Source organism: Rhizobium sp. 05L429 (genome assembly GCF_056397645.1).
The window spans coordinates 83,510-99,388 of sequence record NZ_JBFTNV010000021.1 but is presented as its reverse complement, the minus strand read 5'-3'; the positions used below and the strand labels follow the sequence as shown (position 1 = coordinate 99,388).

The window sequence follows — 15,879 nt, the reverse complement described above, 5'->3', positions numbered from 1 at the left end:
TTGGCGGAAGACTGCAGCGTTCTCATCATCGACGACAACATAGACGACCGGGAAGTCTATCGCCGCATGCTGGCGCGTGTCCCCGGCACGAACTATACGGTCATCGAGGCCGAGAGCGGTGAGGAGGGTATTGCCCTCAACAGCCAGAGGCGCCCTCAGTGCATATTGCTCGACTATTCGCTTCCCGGCCGTGACGGCCTCGGCGTGCTCTCGGAAATCCTCGCCCACGATGCTGCCGCCAATGTCGTGATGCTGACCGGCCAAGGCAGCGAGACCGTTGCCGTCGAGGTCATGAAGGGCGGCGCGCGTGATTATCTCACCAAGGATGCGCTGTCGCCCGAGACCCTGCATCGCTGCATCCAGAACGCGCTCATGCATGGTGCGCTGGAGGCGAAGCTGGAGCAGAAACGGCAATCGCTGGAGATATTCACCCGCGCCATGGCGCATGATCTCAAGGAGCCGCTGCGGACGATCAAATCCTTCAGCCGCATCCTTCACGGTTCGGCCGAACTGCCGGCCGAAGACCGCGAGCTTCTCGACTATATCCTGAGCGCCGCCGACCATATGGAAGACTTGATCGTCAAGGTGTCGGGCTTCACGAGGCTGGAGGTTTCGAGCGGGCTTGAGCTCAAGCCGGTTTCGCTGTCGGCCGTACTCGACCAGGTGGAGCACAATCTGCATCAGCAGATCGAGAGCCGACAGGCAGTCGTCGTTCGTGGTGCATTGCCTGAGGTGATGGGCGACGCGACGCTGCTGATCCAGCTTTTGCAGAATCTCGTGTCCAATGCGATTCGCTATTGTGAGGATACCGTTCCGGAAGTGCGCATTTCGGCCATGGCAGACAAGGGCATATGCCGCCTGACGGTCGGCGACAACGGGCCGGGCATCGCCCCTGATCACCGTGAGCTGATTTTCCAACCCTTCAAGCGCCTCGTCGGCCGCGGCATCGAAGGCACGGGGCTTGGGCTTGCGATCTGCCGGCGCATCGTGCAGCTGCATAGCGGCTCGATCTGGTGCGAGGCGAAGACCGGCAGGGGCGCGACCTTCCTGCTCGAAGTGCCGCTCGCGGAGATCTCAGGCGAACAGCCGGTCGCCAGCGGACAGCCGCAGACGGCAAAAGCAGCCGACCATACGAACGAAAGCAGCGGCCGGCTCGCCGAAGTGCTGCTGGTGGAAGACAGCCCGGCCGATATCCAGCTTCTGAAGATCAAGCTGATGCGGCGCGAGAAGGTGAGCTTCAACCTGCATGTGGCCACCAACGGCCGCGAGGCAATGCAACTTCTGGAGCAGCGTGCCGGCATTCCCGACCAGCCGCAGATCGACCTGATGCTGCTCGACATCAACATGCCGATCATGGATGGTTTCGAAGTGCTGAACGCGCTCTCGGCCGATCAGCGGCTGAGCCGAATTCCGGTCTGTGTGCTCAGCACGTCAAGCGACGAAAGCGACATACAACGGGCAAGAGACCTCGGCGCGCTCGCCTATATGGTCAAGCCGCCGACGCTGCAACAACTCGAAGAAGCTTTGGAGGAGGTCGACACGCTGGAACTCTTGCCGCGTGGTGACGCACTTGTGCTTTTTGCGGAACAAAATTAGAGAAAAGGCCATTGGCAACGGTATGATGCTAGCAACGACCCTCATACTCACGCTCCTAGCCTCGCCTTTTCAATTCGGGCTTTCATCTATGGCTTCAGGCATACACCATATCACGCTAATCACCCGCAAGGTGCAGGCGAATGTGGATTTCTACGCCGGATTCCTCGGCATGCGGCTGGTCAAGCAGACCGCCGGCTTCGAGGATGCGACGCAGCTTCATCTCTTCTATGGCGATGCGGAGGGCACTCCGGGCTCACTCGTCACCTTCCTCGTCTGGGAAGACGGAGCACCCGGCCGCGCCGGCTATGGCCAGATCAACGAAATGTCGCTGGCGATCGATCCGACCAGCATCGGCTACTGGCTGACGCGTGCCATGCGCTTCGGCCTCCGCTCGGAAGGCCCCGCGGATGAATTCGGCGAACCGGTGCTGCGGTTGAAGGACCCGGATAATGTCATCGTCAAGCTTGCCGGCGCCAGGGATCTGAAATCGCCGGCCGCCTGGGATGGCGGCGATGTGCCGGTCGAGCATTCCGTACAGCGCGTGCGCGGTGCAACCATGCTGACCGAAAAGCCGGCGGAGAGCCGCCATTTCATCGAAAGCCATTTCGGCTACCGCTTCCAGGCAAATCGCGGCACGATCGACCGCCTCGTTTCGCAATCGGGAGACATCATCGACGTGCGCGATGCGCGTGGCTTCTGGTCCGGCGCAGCGGGTACCGGCACAGTCGATCATGTGGCCTTCCGCGCAGATGACGACGCAGCCGTGCTGGCCGTTCACAAGGCGCTCGAAAAGGAAGACGCCTCGGCGACCAACCTGCACGATCGCAAATACTTCCGCTCACTCTATGCCCGCGAGCCCGGCGGCACACTTATAGAGCTCGCCACCAACAAGCCGGGCATGCTGGTGGATGAGCCGAAAGCCACACTTGGAACCAAGCTCTTCATCCCGCCGAAGGATTCGATCACCAATCTGACCGACCTGAAAGTCATGCTCCCGCAGTTTTCCATGCCGGGCCAGCCGCGCATCAATTATCGCGATCTGCCCTTTGTCCATCGTTTCTATACACCGCCCGATCCGGACGGCAGCGTCTTCGTACTGCTGCACGGCTCCGGCGGCAACGAGACGACGCTGATGCCGCTGCTGCACAAGGTCGCACCACGCGCCACCCTTCTCGGCGTGCGTGGGCGCGCGACCGAGGAAGGCTTCCCGCGCTGGTACAAGCGCATCACACCCTTCTCCTTCGACCAGGACGACATCAAGAACGAAGCCGAAGCGTTCGCTGCCTTCATCGAAGGCGCGGTCAAATCCTATGGCCTCGATCCGAAGAAGGTCGTCTATGTCGGCTATTCCAACGGTGCGAACCTTTTGAATTCGCTGCTCTACCTGCACCCGAACCTGKTGCACAAGGCCGTGCTGCTACGCTCCATGCCGGTACTCACCGCCTATCCGCATGCAGACCTGAAGGGCACGGACCTGCTTGTCATCAGCGGCAAGACGGATGCCTACGGCAAATATGCGAGCGAGCTGGAAGGGCGGCTGAAATCATCAGGTGCGACCGTCGATTCCGGCGTCATTTCCGGAGGCCATGACCTCGGCGACGCCGACGTGCCGATCATTCAGAAATGGCTGCTACAGGAAAATAAACTACAGGCAACCCAATAATCTACCAGTGGAAGCTATCAGGGCATGACGGCGGGACGGCATCCGGCAGCGTTGTTGCATTCCGATCGATGGCATAGAGTCTTGCAAAGCCTGCGTTTTTTACAAGATCGATGCCTTCCGGCATCGTGTCGCCGACATTCTGATCGACCATGTCGGCGTTGACGACCAGGATGAAATCGAACTTGCTGCGCCAATCGACAAGATAGGGCGTGAAGCTGGCGGCCTGCGCCATCAGGCCGGGACAGGACAGCACACCGGTCGAAAAGAGATTTCCTTCCGGCACCGATTTCTCCGACCAGGCGGGAAGCACGGCGAGCGGTTGCTTGCCCTGCGCGCTGAAGAGGGTCGGGACAAAGGCATGCGCCAGCGGGACGGCCATCGTCGGCAGGTGCCGGAACGTATCCTCGCTGAATGCAAAATGCCGCGGATCGAGTTTCATCTCGGCAAAGGCCGGATCGTGCTGCAGCGGCAGAATCGCGGCACCGGCGGGAACGGCTTCCAGTACCTTCTCGACGCTCGCAACATCGGCCTGCCCCCGCCACCAGTTGAAACCGATCCACATGGTCCGGCCGAAGACGACGATATTCAGGACAAGGAACAGGATCACGGCCTGTCGCCGGCTGACCTTTTGAAAGGGACAGATCATAATCATGCCGACAAGGGCGGCCATGATGGGAAAGCGCCAGCTTATCCATCCCGTGCCGAGGGCATGCCGCGGCGAGAGGATGGACAGGGCGAGCAGCCCTGCCGCAGTGACGACCAGGCCAGCGTGGATGCGCAGATTTTTCGCGGCAAGCGCCCTGCTGCAGACCAGCAGGATCGGCACAAGGAAAATCGCGTCGACAAACGCAGCATAGGTCCAAATAGCCGAGAGCAGATTAGAGATCAGCAGCATCGGGCTGTCGTTCCAGACCGCCAGGATGTCGCCAACCTGGCTACCGGGAAGATCGGCAGCGGTCAGCGACAGGGCGGCCGGAGGCAGCAGGCAGGCAATCATTGCCGCCACGAGCCTGCCGGCAAGGCGCAGGACCGCCGAACGCGATTTGAGGACATCGAAGCGCCAGGAAAATTCCAGTCCACAGACGATCGCCAGAAAGAAGCCCACGGAAAATATATGAACGACGGTGAGCAGCAGCGAGACTACCACCCGCCACAGGAAGAGCCTGACCGCGGAACCGGATTGCAGGCGGTGATCCAGCGTTGCAAACAGCAATGCGAGGCCAAGGCCGATCTGGAAATTGATAAAACCGCCGATCAGCGTGGCGCACCAGGCGAGATACAGCATTCCGATCTGCCAGTAGTAGCTGCCGCCGAACAGGCGTCGATGCAACGTGATGGCGCCGAGCGGCGGCAGGACGATCGCCAGAAACAGCAGGATGCGGGCGAGCAGCGAGACACCGATGAAAGGACCGATGAAGCGCGCGAGCAGATCGATGCCGACATTGGTGAAGGTGCGGTTCCACTCGATCGCGTAGATTTCGGGGAATGGTGCTTCCTTTATCCCGCCGGCAAGCAGCMACATGCGGGCATAGTGGTTCGCATAATCGAGCAGCGGCGGAAACTTGAAGAGGGCAACAAGGATGGCGACAAGGGCCATGAAGGCCACCAATGGCGCGGTCGAAGCCTGGCGCATAGCGACTTCCTGCGGCTTTTCCATATCGTGAACTTCAGCTGAAAATACCTGATCAAGGTTCGCCATGGCCGATCCTGTCCGAACTCCGGGACAGGTCTAGCAGCCAATGGTCAAGCTTCCTTTAAGCGGGATTAGCCGCGCCTTGCGACCATGATGCCCGCCAGAACGATCAGGCCGCCCAAGGCCTGCATTGCTGTGATCGACTCGTTGAGCAGAGCCCAGGCGAGAATGGCCGCCACAACCGGCTGGAGAAGCAGCGTCAGCGAGGAGAAGGCGGCCGGCAGATAGGCAAGCGCGTAGGCGATCGCCACTTGCCCGCCTGCATGGCTGATGAAGGCAAGGCCGAAGACGATCGACCAGCCATAAAGGCTGGCCGGCAGCATCTGGCCTTCGAAGAAGAAGGCGAGCGGGAAGATGCCGACTGCTGCAGAGGCTGTGCTCCACAGCATGATACGGATCGTATCGAAACGGCTGCGAAGCGCGCCGATCGCCAGGATATAGCAGGCGTAGAAGAAGGCGGCGATCATGGCGACGCCATCACCGCGCAGGTCACCATTGCCGAAGGCGGCAGGCCCGCCCTTCAGCACGACCACGCCGGCCAATGCCAGCACGAGGCCGAGCACGAAGACGCGGGTAACCTTCGCGCCGAAGAACAGGAAACCGATGGCGGTCACGAAAACCGGCGCAAGGTTTGCGAGCAATGTCGCATTGGCGACCGAGGTCATGGTGATCGACAGATGCCAGGCCGAGAGATCCAACGCCAGCACGGCGCCCGGCAGGATCAGCAAGCCGTAATCGGCAAGGCTCTTCGGCTTGGGGCCGGTATCCTTGCGCAGAAGCGAAAAGATGAAGATCGGGATCAGCGCCAGCGCCACACGCCAGAAGGCCGTCGCCATCGGCCCGACTTCGGAAAGCCGTACGAAGATCGGCGATCCGCCGATCGCAGCGCCGCCAAGAATGAGGGCGATCAGCGGAAGACGGCTGGTGGATGGATTTTCGGAAACGGGGGAAGCGGCCTGCGACATGATCTCGATGCTCTCTGTGCGGCTTTGTTGAGTAAGCCGCGCCTGTCGTCGCGGACTAGCAGAAGTCGCACAGGGATGACAGTCACAGAACGACAGATCGATAGGGAACAGAGCCACGAACTATCTCGCGGCTGCGGCTTTCAGCTTCTCGGCGATCTCGCGGGCAACGAAAACTGTATGTTCCGTTATCTGCGGCAATCCCATCAGCTCCCCGAACGTGCCGCGTGCAWGCGGGCCTGAAATAAGCAGCGATGAGACCACCCTGCCCTCTGGTCCCAGAGCCTCGGAGCGCTCACTGCAGGCAAGCCCGAGGCCGGTCGGATCAAGCGCGAGATAGCCCTCCCGCGCGAGTTCGCTGAGCCAGGGCTGCGTCTGCAAAATGCCGCCATGTGCCGGACCGGTCGTGACGATGACAGCATCGAACATTCGTTMCAATTTTCCGCGTGCATGCCGCGGCTGGAGGGTGACGTGGATCGCCTCGCCCTCTACCTTCGCATCGGCGATGGATGCCGCGAGGATTTCCAGCCTGCCGGCTTCGATTGCGGCGTCGAGCACCGCCTCCACCTGCGGCGCGATGCGGAAGCGGTGAACATCCCAGTAAGKCCGCAGATGCCGGACGATCCGCCRCCGCTCGGCAACCGGTAAACTGCGCCAGAGATCGTGACCCTGGCCACGCACCTGATCGATCACGGCATGCCAGCTCTGGCCACGCTCGGTCGCCTGGCGGATCGTCTGCCGGATAAGACGCAGCAACGCGACGGCTGACAATGCCGGCTCGGAGATGAAATCACCGAAAGCCTCCTGCGGAACTGCGGCATGGCCGCGCGAACGAAGGCCGCGGCGGGAGATTGCGGTAACGAAGCCGTCGTGGCCGTTTCGCGCAAGGGAGGCAATCACGTCTGCCGCGGTCAGCCCGTTGCCGATGACGAGAACCCTGTCATGCGGCCGCACGACTTCGAGCGCACCCGATTGGGTGGTGTCGGCAACGAAGCGCGGGTGTTCCCCAAGAATAGCCGCGAGCCTGCCCGGCGCCACCGGCGGCGGATGGCTGGTGGCGATGGCGACGATATCGGCCTCCGTCAGCCCGCCCTTGTCATCGAGGATCGCCCAGCCACTACCCCGGCGGTGGATGCCGGTCACGGTCGCCCGGCGATGGCTGATGGCGCCAGACTTCAGGAAAGGCTGGAGGAGCGAGCCAACGTAATCGCCGAATACGCGCCGGCGCGGGAAAAGCTGGCCGTTCTCGCGCGCGGCTTCGGGATCGTCGCGCACGGCATTGTTCGCCTCGATCCAGCGCTGGAACTCTTCCAGATCATCCGGCTGCAGGCTCATCTTGGCGGCCGGCACATTGATGCGGTGCGCCGGATCGGCAGTGTCATAGGCAAGGCCACGGCCCAGCATGGGACGCGGCTCGAAGACCACGATATCGGCTGCATCGTCGCCAGTCAGCTTCAGCAGATGGTAGGCGACACCCGCCCCGGAAACGCCGCCGCCGATGATGGCGACGAGCGGCCGCCGGGATTTCTGTTCGGTCGAAGCTTGTGTCTGGAACTGCATCTCAGCCGGCATCATTTCAATCGATGCCGGAGCATAAGTTGAGGGCGAAGACCACGCAATGCTCCGGTCCTATAGTCTATGATTTTTATGCCGAAACCTGCGGTGACCCGATCAGCCGGAGATCGTGGTTGCGAATTCCGGAGTGCCCCTGATGGTGTTGCTGACCGTGCAAATCTCGTCTTCGGCCATGTGGGCGATCTTGCGGCGCGTTTCCTCGTCGATATCGCCTTTGATGGAGAAGGCGATGTTGAACTTCGCGACGCGCGACAGCCCTTCCGCCGCCTTCTCGCCGGTCACATCAGCGGTGATCTCGGTGATCTTGTCGAGGATGCCGAGCTGGCTTGCCGCCATGCGGGCGCTCAGCACGAGACATGCCGAAAGCGAGGAATAGAGCAGATCGAGTGGATTGAAGCCCGGCTGCGACGGGCTGGTAACGATATCGATCTCGCCGCCGGTGACCGACGTGACATGCGGGAAACCGGTTCGGCCGAGAACGGCGCTTGCACCTGTGGGACGGGGACGCGCCTTGAGATCGGCCATTTTGAAATCCTCTGTCGAATAGAGCTTTCAAATAGTGTCTTAGCCGCAAACCCGCAATGCGGCGATTTTGATTTTCAATGCGCCGTTCAGCGGAACCTTTCCACCTGTCAGCGGTTTTTTCCCGTGAACAACCTCATGAAGAGGCAGGATTTTCCCATGCCTGGCATCCGCAAGATCGACCGCAAACACAGCAGCATGGATGCGCGCGACCGACTGATCGTAGCGCTCTATGCCCAGCTCAAGGCCGAACGGGAAACCCGCGAGACGCTGGAATGGGCAATACGCAATGGCGCTGTGTCCAGGGAAGTCCTGGAGGCGATCGCCGCCGATCCGGTTCCGGTCGTCACAAGCGAGGATATCGCATCTGTTGAAAAGATCATCGCGCTTGACGAGCGGCGCAGTCGCTCGCGTGGCAACGGCTGACAAGGAGGAAAGCACATGGCCGACATCACCTATCAGATCGTCCCTCACGACAATGGCTGGGCCTACAAGCTCGGTGATACATTGTCTGAACCCTATGCCACTGCAGAACAGGCGATGGATCGCGCGCGAGACGTAGCCGCGCGCCAGAAAATCGGCGACGGCGATGCGCTGCTCGCCTATCCGGCGCCGGATGGAAGCGGCTGGAAATTCCAGCCAATCGAAACCGACAAAAGCAACAGCAGGCTCTGAACGGAGGACGCGATGGCGGGACGCGCGAGCTGGAAGGGCCATCTGAAGGTCGGCGACCTCGCTTGCGCCGTTGGCCTTTATACGGCTGTTTCTTCTTCCGACCGTGTCTCTTTCAACATCGTCAACCGCAGGACTGGCCATCGCGTCGAGCGGCAGTTCGTCGATAGCGAAACGGGCAAACCGGTGGAGCGCGACGACCAGGTCAAGGGCTACAGGATGGAGAGCGGCGACTACATCGTCATCGAAGGCGACGAGATTGCCGAGATCATGCCCGAAAGCGACAAGGTGCTGAATGTGCAAGGTTTCATTCCCTGCGATGGGATCGACAAGCTCTATTTCGACCGCCCCTACTATCTGGCGCCAGTCGACGAGCATGATGCGGAAGCCCTCGCATTGATTGCCAAGGGCATGCTTGACGGCAAGGTGGYAGCCCTTGCCGAAGCCGTGCTCTTCCGCCGCAACCGGACGCTGCTCATCCGTGCCCATGACGACCACATCATCGCGACCATGCTGAACTTCGACTATGAGGTGCGCTCTGCAAGCTCCATTTTCAAAGACATTCCCGATATCAAGTTCGACAAGGAAATGCTGGAACTTGCCGGCCATATCATCGGCACCAAACAAGGCAGTTTCGACCCGAGCGAGTATCACGACCGCTACGAATCCGCGCTCGTCGAACTGGTGAAAGCCAAGATTGAAGGTCGCGCGCCGCCGAAGCGCAAGCGCGAGCCGGAGCGCAAGGTGGTCGATCTCAGGGAGGCGCTGCGCCAAAGTGCGAAGATGGGCGGCAAGGCGCCGGCGAAGAAGCCTGCCGCACGCAAGACCTCCGATAGAAGCAGCAGAAAGGCCGGCTGACCATGGCTCTCGAAACCTATCAGGCCAAACGCGACTTCAAGATCACATCGGAGCCGCGCGGCCGGAAAGGCCGGGCGACAGGCAACAGTTTCGTCATCCAGAAGCACGACGCCACGCGCCTGCATTATGATTTCCGTCTTGAGATGGATGGCGTGCTGAAAAGCTGGGCCGTCACCAAGGGTCCGAGCCTCAACCCCGAGGACAAGCGGCTTGCAGTGCATGTCGAGGATCATCCCCTCACCTACGGCGATTTCGAAGGCATCATTCCAAAAGGCCAGTATGGCGGCGGCACGGTCATCGTCTGGGATCGCGGCGTCTGGACTCCAACAGGCGATCCGCGCAAAGCCTACAAGAAAGGCCACTTGGAATTCGAACTCGACGGCGAGAAGCTGAAAGGGCGCTGGCATCTCGTGCGCATGCATGGCAAGGCCGGCGAAAAACGCGAAAATTGGCTGCTCATCAAGGGTGAGGACGAGGAAGCCCGCAATGAGGGCGAGGCCGATATCCTCGAGGAGCGTCCCGAATCCGCCAAGACCGGTCGGCAACTCGAAGAGGTGGCGGAAAATCCTGATGCCACCTGGCACTCCAGACCAGAAGGCGGCAAGGCCGTTGCCGCAAAAGCCGGGACTCCGGTGAGGAAGGCAAAGTCTCCTGCCCCGAAAGAGCAGGATTGGCCGAAGGGCGCGAAAAAAGCTGATATGCCCGACTTCATCGAGCCGGCGCTCGCCAAGCTGAAGCCCAAGCCACCGGCCGGTGAACGCTGGATCCACGAGATCAAGTTCGACGGTTACCGGCTGCAGGTGAAGATCGAGGATGGGCGGGTAACGATGCTTACACGCGGCGGTCTCGACTGGACGGAAAAATTCGGCCGGAACATTGTCGATGCCTTCGCTTCCTTGCCGACTGAAACGGCCGTCATCGATGGTGAACTGGTGGTGGAGCGCGATACCGGCGCATCAGATTTCTCCGCCCTGCAACACGATCTCAGTGAAGGCCGCTACGACCGCTTCGTCTTCTATGCTTTCGACCTCCTCTATCTCGATGGATACAGCCTGCTCGACGTAGGCCTTCTCGAGCGCAAACATCTGCTTGAGAAGCTCATTCCCGAAAATAGCGGCAAACTGCGCTACAGCGCGCACTTCAACGAGAACGGTGGTTTGGTTTTGAACCATGCCTGCCGGCTCAGTCTCGAAGGCGTSGTCTCCAAGCAGCGCGACAGCCACTACGTCTCAGGCCGCAAGGGTGAATGGATCAAGTCAAAATGCTCGCAGCGGCAGGAATTCGTCATCGGTGGCTATATGCCCTCGACCGCCATGAAGAATGCCATCGGCTCGCTTGCCATGGGTTATTACGAAGACGGCGCGCTGAAGCATGTCGGCCGCGTCGGCACCGGCTATACGGTTGCGACGGCGCAGCTGCTTTACGAACGCCTGTCGGCGATCGAGCTGAAGCAGAATTCCTTCGACGACAAGCTGAGCGCCGAAGAGCGGCGCGGCCTGCATTACGTCAAGCCGCAACTCGTGGCCGAAGTGGAGTTCCGCGCATGGTCRGCGGATGGTAACCTGCGCCACGCGGCCTTCCGCGGACTGCGGGAGGACAAGCCGGCAAAGGACGTTGTGCGCGAGATGGAAAAGACGACCGCGAAAAACCTGCCGAAATCAGCCGTGACGCTGACCCATCCCGATCGCATCTACTGGCCGGACGAGGGCGTCACCAAGGAAGGTCTCGCCAATTATTATGCTCAGGTCTGGCGCTTCATGGCGCCCTATGTCGTCAACCGGCCGCTTGCCCTGCTGCGCCTGCCCGACGGCATTTCCGGCCATCAGCGTTTCTTTCAGAAACATGCATGGAAAGGCATGAACGAACATATCGACGAGATCACCGACCCCAAGGACAAGGGGGGAGAGAAGCTGCTGCGCGTCACCGATTTCGACGGCGTCGTGGCCCTGGTGCAATCCGCCGTGCTGGAAATCCATCCATGGGGTACGACAACCGACAATTGGGAAAAACCCGACATGATCACCATGGACCTTGATCCAGGTGAGGATGTGCCATGGGAGAATGTGATAGCGGCGGCTTACGAGTTGAAGGAGCGCCTCGAGGACGAAGGTCTTGCGGCCTTCGTCAAGACATCGGGTGGCAAGGGCCTGCATGTGGTGACGCCGCTGGAGCCGAAGGCCGGCTGGGACCAGGTGAAGGGTTTTGCCAAATGGCTTGCGGACAGCATGTCGAAGGATGATCCCGACCKCTACCTTGCAACCGCCACCAAGGCAAAGCGCAACGGCAAGATCTTCATCGACTACCTCAGGAACGGGCGCGGCAATACCGCGGTGGCCGCCTATTCCGCCCGAGCGCGCCCGGGTGCTGCGGTCTCCATGCCGCTGGAATGGAGCGAGCTGACAGCCGAGATCGGCCCTGCCTATTTCACCGTCGACAATACGCCGGCGCGGCTCGATGCGCTTCCAAAGGATCCGTGGGATGGATTCTTCGCCGCGGCCAAACCGTTGCAGACGCGGAAGCGATAGAGCTTCGCTGTAAACCCTCCCCATCACATAGTTTGTGGCGCTCGGCGCTTGAGGAGCGCCGAACAGCCAAAGGTACCCGCTGGGGACGAGTGAGAAGGGATTTCTGCGGGAGACTACCRCGACTTGCCGCGCCCACCTTCCGCGGCCAGACTCTTCTTCAATGCATCCATGATGTTGATGACATTGCCGGTGGATTTGACGGGCGCAGGCTTGCGGGCCGGGGCTGCCTTTTTGAAGCTTTTCTCCTTGCCGCGGATCAGCGTTTTCAGCCGTTTCTGGATAGGGTCCTGCACCATCGAAGGGCTCCACTCCTTCGTCTCCTCCTTCACCAGTCGCTTCATCAAAGTCATCAGTTCGCCATCGACCTTCGCCTTCATGTCGAGTTCTGCCGCCGGTTCGCGCACTTCGTCGCCATAGCGCAGCGTCCAGAGAATGATGCCGTTGCCCTGCGGCTCCAGGAGAACGGCGCGCTCTCGCCGGTACAGTACCAGCCGGGCGATGCCGACGACATCACTGGCCTTCATCGCCTCGCGGATCACACAGAAAGCTTCTATACCGACCTTGTCTTCCGGCGCTAAAAAATGCGGCTTGTCGTACCAGATCCAATCGATCGACCCGCGCGGCACGAAGGTGTCAATATCGATGGTACGGGTGCTTTCCAGTCCCACTTCCTCGATCTCTTCATCCTCAAGCAAGACATAATCATCCTCGCCACGCGGATAGCCCTTCACCTGATCCTTCTCGGCGACGGGCTTGTGCGTGACGCTATCCACATAGCGGCTTTCGACACGGTTCTTCGTTGCGCGGTTCAGCACATGAAACCGCACCTTGCTCGACTCCGTCGTCGCCGGCGTCAGCGAAACCGACGCGGTGACAAGCGAGAGCTTCAGATAACCTTTCCAGAATGTTTGACGGGCCATTCGCCATAAACGGCGATGGCGGCGGGAGGTTCCGCCTGGTGATGTTTGCCGAAGCGGAATCCGAGCTCGACACCCGGACTTTCAACGGGATGTGATGGCCAGAGACAAAAATGAGAAAAGGACTGGCCGACCGTCGTGCCGTAGCCCTGATGCCGTTATTTTTACGCCGGAGCGGCAGGGCCGGTTACTCCGAGTACATGCGTAGTTAAAACGTCGTAGAAAACCAATTTGGACAGTGAGCAATGCAACCAGTGCCTGATATGCCCGCACCAATAGTCGAGGCTCCAAAAGCGACGCACATGTGAAACAGTTACAGAACTCACGTCACGTCTGTCTGTGAGTTGAGTTTCGCCTACAGGGAATTTTGCCCCGAATCTCACCTGGTCTTTGTACGGAGGTTGATGTGCGCGCTGCGATATACGACGCGATTAGACGGCGAACACCACCGGGAATGCGGCAGATGATCAAGGGACAAAATTGGATCATGCCACTCGTGGCAAAGACGTTTGGCAGCGATATATATTCAAAGTCTTACTATGATGAAGTTGAGAGGGACGAAGCCAACAGCGTTAAGGGCAATAAGCGAGTGGATCGTAAAAGAGATAGATCCAAAAAGCGTGGTGGACGTAGGCTGCGGCCCCAGGCACCTGATGGAGGCTCTGAATAAAAGAGGCGTGAAAGTTCTTGGGTTAGACTATTCTGCTGCAGCAAAAAAATATCTGCTTCGCAAGGGTTTGTCGTTCGAGACTTTCGATCTGACAGTTCCGGCAGCAACCATTCCAGGTTCGCCTTGGGATCTGGCAGTATGTTGCGAAGTGGCTGAACATCTTGAGCCGCGCCACGCGGATGTCTTTGTCTCCAAGCTCGCCAGCGCCAGCAACTCGATATTCTTAACGGCGGCCGTTGTGGGGCAGGGCGGCCTTAACCATGTCAACGAGCAGCCAAATTCCTATTGGATAGAGAAGTTCGCAAAACACGGCTTCGCTTTCGATGAAGCCCTTACAAACCTCGCGAGAAAAAGCTTCTCGGGGCGAGGTGTCGTTCACTATCTGGCAAAACCGATGCTGTTCCGCAAAACCTAGGGCGAGCACGGTTTGCGTACTACTCCTAGCTTCTCGTAGTGTTCCTCGGCCGGCTGAGACGCCTCACGCACCATACCCGCCCACCCGTTTGTTACGGTATGATCAGCTGCCGCACCCAAGGGCAAAGCCACCGTTCCATCCCACGTCGTTCAGTTCGAGGTAGTGGTGTCGAGTTGGATGTCAGAGGATGGCGTCACCGTCTGGGCCCGTGAAGTCCTGATGTCGACTGGCCCACCTCTCCCGCTATTCGTATGGCGGCTTGTATATATCAGTCATAGCATGCGCCGTCCCAAACGAGTCAGATCGCCAACCAGTTGGAATCACTGTGCAGGACGCGGGTGAGTCGGCGGAGTTTTTCCACGACATCGTGAGAAAGAGCCCTAGCGAGCGTCAAAAGGTCGATACAAAACATATGAGAGAATCTATAAAACCGGGAAATCAATGCTTTCCGGGAATTAATGGTGCCCAGGACCGGAATCGAACCAGTGACACGCGGATTTTCAATCCGCTGCTCTACCAACTGAGCTACCTGGGCTAACCTGCTTCACAAAAACATTCCGCTTTCGAATGTCGGGGCCTTGGTGCGCCCCGGAAGCGAGCGGGGTTATAGCATCTTGTTCGTCCATGGCAAGCATCAAATGATAGTTTTTTGACGGTCCCGGAGATTTTGGCGATTTGCGAGGAAAAATAAGGGCTTCGCGGTGGAAAACTGTCGAGCACTTCCGTTTTTCTTCGAATCCGGGAAATGCTCTACCTCATTGTTTTTGCGCAATTCCGGACGCAAACCGCTGCACACTTTTGCTGAATTGATCTAGCTTTCCTCGTCGGGATAATCCGCCTTCGTCTCGTCGTCCGCCACGGGAATGGCGTAGGAACCCGTCAGCCAGCGCGACAGATCTACTTCGCGGCAACGATTGGAGCAGAAGGGATAGTGTTCGCGGTTCGACGGTTTGCCGCATTCCGGACAGGGACGCGTCTTGCGCAGCGGCTCGACCTTGCCGCCAGTCTTCATTTCATCAGACATGGTTTCCTCCTACAGCATCGACCCGAAAATCGGACCGATTTTCGGAAAGCCCGATGCGTAGATTCAAAAGGTGGAGCGTCCTTTGTGCGTCCAAATGGACGCACGGAGCTCTAGCAGGAGATCAGCCCTCGGGCCAACGGCTGTGGACATCAAAGCCCTCGCCGGTCAGAAGCAGAATGGTCTCATAAAGCGGCAGTCCCACGACATTGGTGTAGGAACCCACCATTTTCTGCACGAAGGTGCCTGCCAGCCCCTGGATGCCATAAGCGCCGGCCTTGCCCCGCCATTGGCCCGAGGCAATGTAGTTTTCGATCTCGAAACTCGACAGGCGCTTGAAACGCACCTTGGTCTCGACGATCTTCTGGCGCACTTTTCGGTCGGGCGTGATCAGGCAGATGCCAGTATAGACCACGTGGTTGCGCCCGGAGAGCAGGTGCAGCGAGTTCGACGCCTCATCGGCGAATTCGGCCTTGCCCAGAATACGGCGACCGACGGCGACGACCGTATCGGCGGACAGGATATAGCTGCCCTTCCAGGTGATGTCGCCCTTGATGGCCGCAAGTGCAGCTTCCGCCTTTTCGCCCGATAGGCGACGGGCGAGCGAGCGCGGATGCTCCGACTTCTTCGGCGCCTCATCGATATCCATCGGCATCAGACGCGAAGGCTCGATGCCGGCCTGATTGAGCAGATCGACGCGGCGGGGCGAGCCCGAGGCCAGAATGAGCTTGTATTTCAGCGCCATGGAACCTCGACCATCGGCAGGCGGGAGCGGAAKCTTATCGAGCTA

The 15,879-nt window shown here is 59.7% G+C and carries 14 protein-coding genes and 1 tRNA gene; 7 read left to right on the top strand and 8 right to left on the bottom strand.

Going from position 1 to position 15,879, the window contains the following annotated elements:
* Positions 1-1,596 carry a response regulator gene (locus AC1DNW_RS21660; RefSeq protein ID WP_113306947.1) on the top strand — a complete coding sequence of 532 codons (1,596 nt, stop codon included), beginning with the start codon at positions 1-3 and terminating at the stop codon, positions 1,594-1,596.
* A gap of 88 nt (positions 1,597-1,684) precedes the next feature.
* The gene (locus AC1DNW_RS21655; RefSeq protein WP_477854297.1) at positions 1,685-3,259 is read left to right on the top strand and encodes a VOC family protein; all 1,575 of its coding nucleotides are present in this window, start codon (positions 1,685-1,687) and stop codon (positions 3,257-3,259) included.
* A 1-nt stretch (position 3,260) separates the two neighbouring features.
* Here AC1DNW_RS21655 and AC1DNW_RS21650 read toward each other — a convergent pair whose 3' ends face one another.
* The 4 genes from AC1DNW_RS21650 to AC1DNW_RS21635 form a co-directional block, all read right to left on the bottom strand.
* Positions 3,261-4,958, bottom strand: a complete 1,698-nt coding sequence (locus tag AC1DNW_RS21650) for a hypothetical protein (RefSeq protein ID WP_477854296.1) — start codon at positions 4,956-4,958, stop codon at positions 3,261-3,263.
* 65 nt (positions 4,959-5,023) lie between these two features.
* Positions 5,024-5,917, bottom strand: a complete 894-nt coding sequence (locus tag AC1DNW_RS21645) for a DMT family transporter (RefSeq protein WP_113306949.1) — start codon at positions 5,915-5,917, stop codon at positions 5,024-5,026.
* A gap of 120 nt (positions 5,918-6,037) precedes the next feature.
* Positions 6,038-7,489 (bottom strand): FAD/NAD(P)-binding protein, encoded by a 1,452-nt coding sequence (locus AC1DNW_RS21640; RefSeq protein WP_477854295.1) that lies wholly within the window; start codon positions 7,487-7,489, stop codon positions 6,038-6,040.
* Positions 7,490-7,585: 96 nt separating this feature from the next.
* Positions 7,586-8,014, bottom strand: coding sequence for an OsmC family protein (locus AC1DNW_RS21635; protein ID WP_113306951.1), 429 nt, complete (start codon positions 8,012-8,014; stop codon positions 7,586-7,588).
* Between the two features lie 156 nt (positions 8,015-8,170).
* Between AC1DNW_RS21635 and AC1DNW_RS21630 the strand changes: the two genes are divergently transcribed.
* From AC1DNW_RS21630 to ligD, 4 genes are read left to right on the top strand one after another with little or no spacing between them, the layout of a single operon-like run.
* A complete protein-coding gene (locus AC1DNW_RS21630; RefSeq protein WP_113298619.1) occupies positions 8,171-8,437 on the top strand; it encodes a hypothetical protein in 267 nt (88 codons plus the stop codon).
* A gap of 15 nt (positions 8,438-8,452) precedes the next feature.
* On the top strand, positions 8,453-8,686 hold the full coding sequence (locus AC1DNW_RS21625) for a DUF2188 domain-containing protein (protein WP_113298526.1): 234 nt from the start codon (positions 8,453-8,455) through the stop codon (positions 8,684-8,686).
* Between the two features lie 12 nt (positions 8,687-8,698).
* Complete coding sequence (gene ku / locus AC1DNW_RS21620; RefSeq protein WP_477854294.1) at positions 8,699-9,541, top strand: non-homologous end joining protein Ku; 843 nt, start codon at positions 8,699-8,701, stop codon at positions 9,539-9,541.
* 2 nt (positions 9,542-9,543) lie between these two features.
* Positions 9,544-12,066, top strand: coding sequence for a DNA ligase D (ligD, locus tag AC1DNW_RS21615; RefSeq protein ID WP_477854293.1), 2,523 nt, complete (start codon positions 9,544-9,546; stop codon positions 12,064-12,066).
* A 113-nt stretch (positions 12,067-12,179) separates the two neighbouring features.
* Here ligD and ku (AC1DNW_RS21610) read toward each other — a convergent pair whose 3' ends face one another.
* Positions 12,180-12,986, bottom strand: a complete 807-nt coding sequence (ku, locus tag AC1DNW_RS21610; protein ID WP_477854292.1) for a non-homologous end joining protein Ku — start codon at positions 12,984-12,986, stop codon at positions 12,180-12,182.
* 536 nt (positions 12,987-13,522) lie between these two features.
* On the opposite strand from ku (AC1DNW_RS21610), the gene AC1DNW_RS21605 reads away from it, so the two are divergent.
* Complete coding sequence (locus AC1DNW_RS21605; RefSeq protein WP_162748410.1) at positions 13,523-14,068, top strand: class I SAM-dependent methyltransferase; 546 nt, start codon at positions 13,523-13,525, stop codon at positions 14,066-14,068.
* Between the two features lie 459 nt (positions 14,069-14,527).
* On the opposite strand, the gene AC1DNW_RS21600 is transcribed toward AC1DNW_RS21605, so the two are convergent.
* From AC1DNW_RS21600 to AC1DNW_RS21590, 3 genes are all read right to left on the bottom strand, one after another.
* Positions 14,528-14,603 (bottom strand) — tRNA-Phe (locus AC1DNW_RS21600).
* 276 nt (positions 14,604-14,879) lie between these two features.
* Positions 14,880-15,092, bottom strand: coding sequence for a DNA gyrase inhibitor YacG (yacG, locus tag AC1DNW_RS21595; protein WP_113298516.1), 213 nt, complete (start codon positions 15,090-15,092; stop codon positions 14,880-14,882).
* A gap of 121 nt (positions 15,093-15,213) precedes the next feature.
* On the bottom strand, positions 15,214-15,834 hold the full coding sequence (locus AC1DNW_RS21590; protein WP_007821131.1) for a Maf-like protein: 621 nt from the start codon (positions 15,832-15,834) through the stop codon (positions 15,214-15,216).
* Positions 15,835-15,879: the final 45 nt, after the last annotated feature.

Coding starts and splice junctions, on each gene's coding strand:
- AC1DNW_RS21635 (WP_113306951.1), bottom strand. CDS start 8,014: ATGGCCGATCTCAAGGCGCGTCCCCGTCCCACAGGTGCAAGCGCCGTT.
- AC1DNW_RS21625 (WP_113298526.1), top strand. CDS start 8,453: ATGGCCGACATCACCTATCAGATCGTCCCTCACGACAATGGCTGGGCC.
- AC1DNW_RS21630 (WP_113298619.1), top strand. CDS start 8,171: ATGCCTGGCATCCGCAAGATCGACCGCAAACACAGCAGCATGGATGCG.
- AC1DNW_RS21645 (WP_113306949.1), bottom strand. CDS start 5,917: ATGTCGCAGGCCGCTTCCCCCGTTTCCGAAAATCCATCCACCAGCCGT.
- AC1DNW_RS21605 (WP_162748410.1), top strand. CDS start 13,523: ATGATGAAGTTGAGAGGGACGAAGCCAACAGCGTTAAGGGCAATAAGC.
- yacG (WP_113298516.1), bottom strand. CDS start 15,092: ATGTCTGATGAAATGAAGACTGGCGGCAAGGTCGAGCCGCTGCGCAAG.
- AC1DNW_RS21590 (WP_007821131.1), bottom strand. CDS start 15,834: ATGGCGCTGAAATACAAGCTCATTCTGGCCTCGGGCTCGCCCCGCCGC.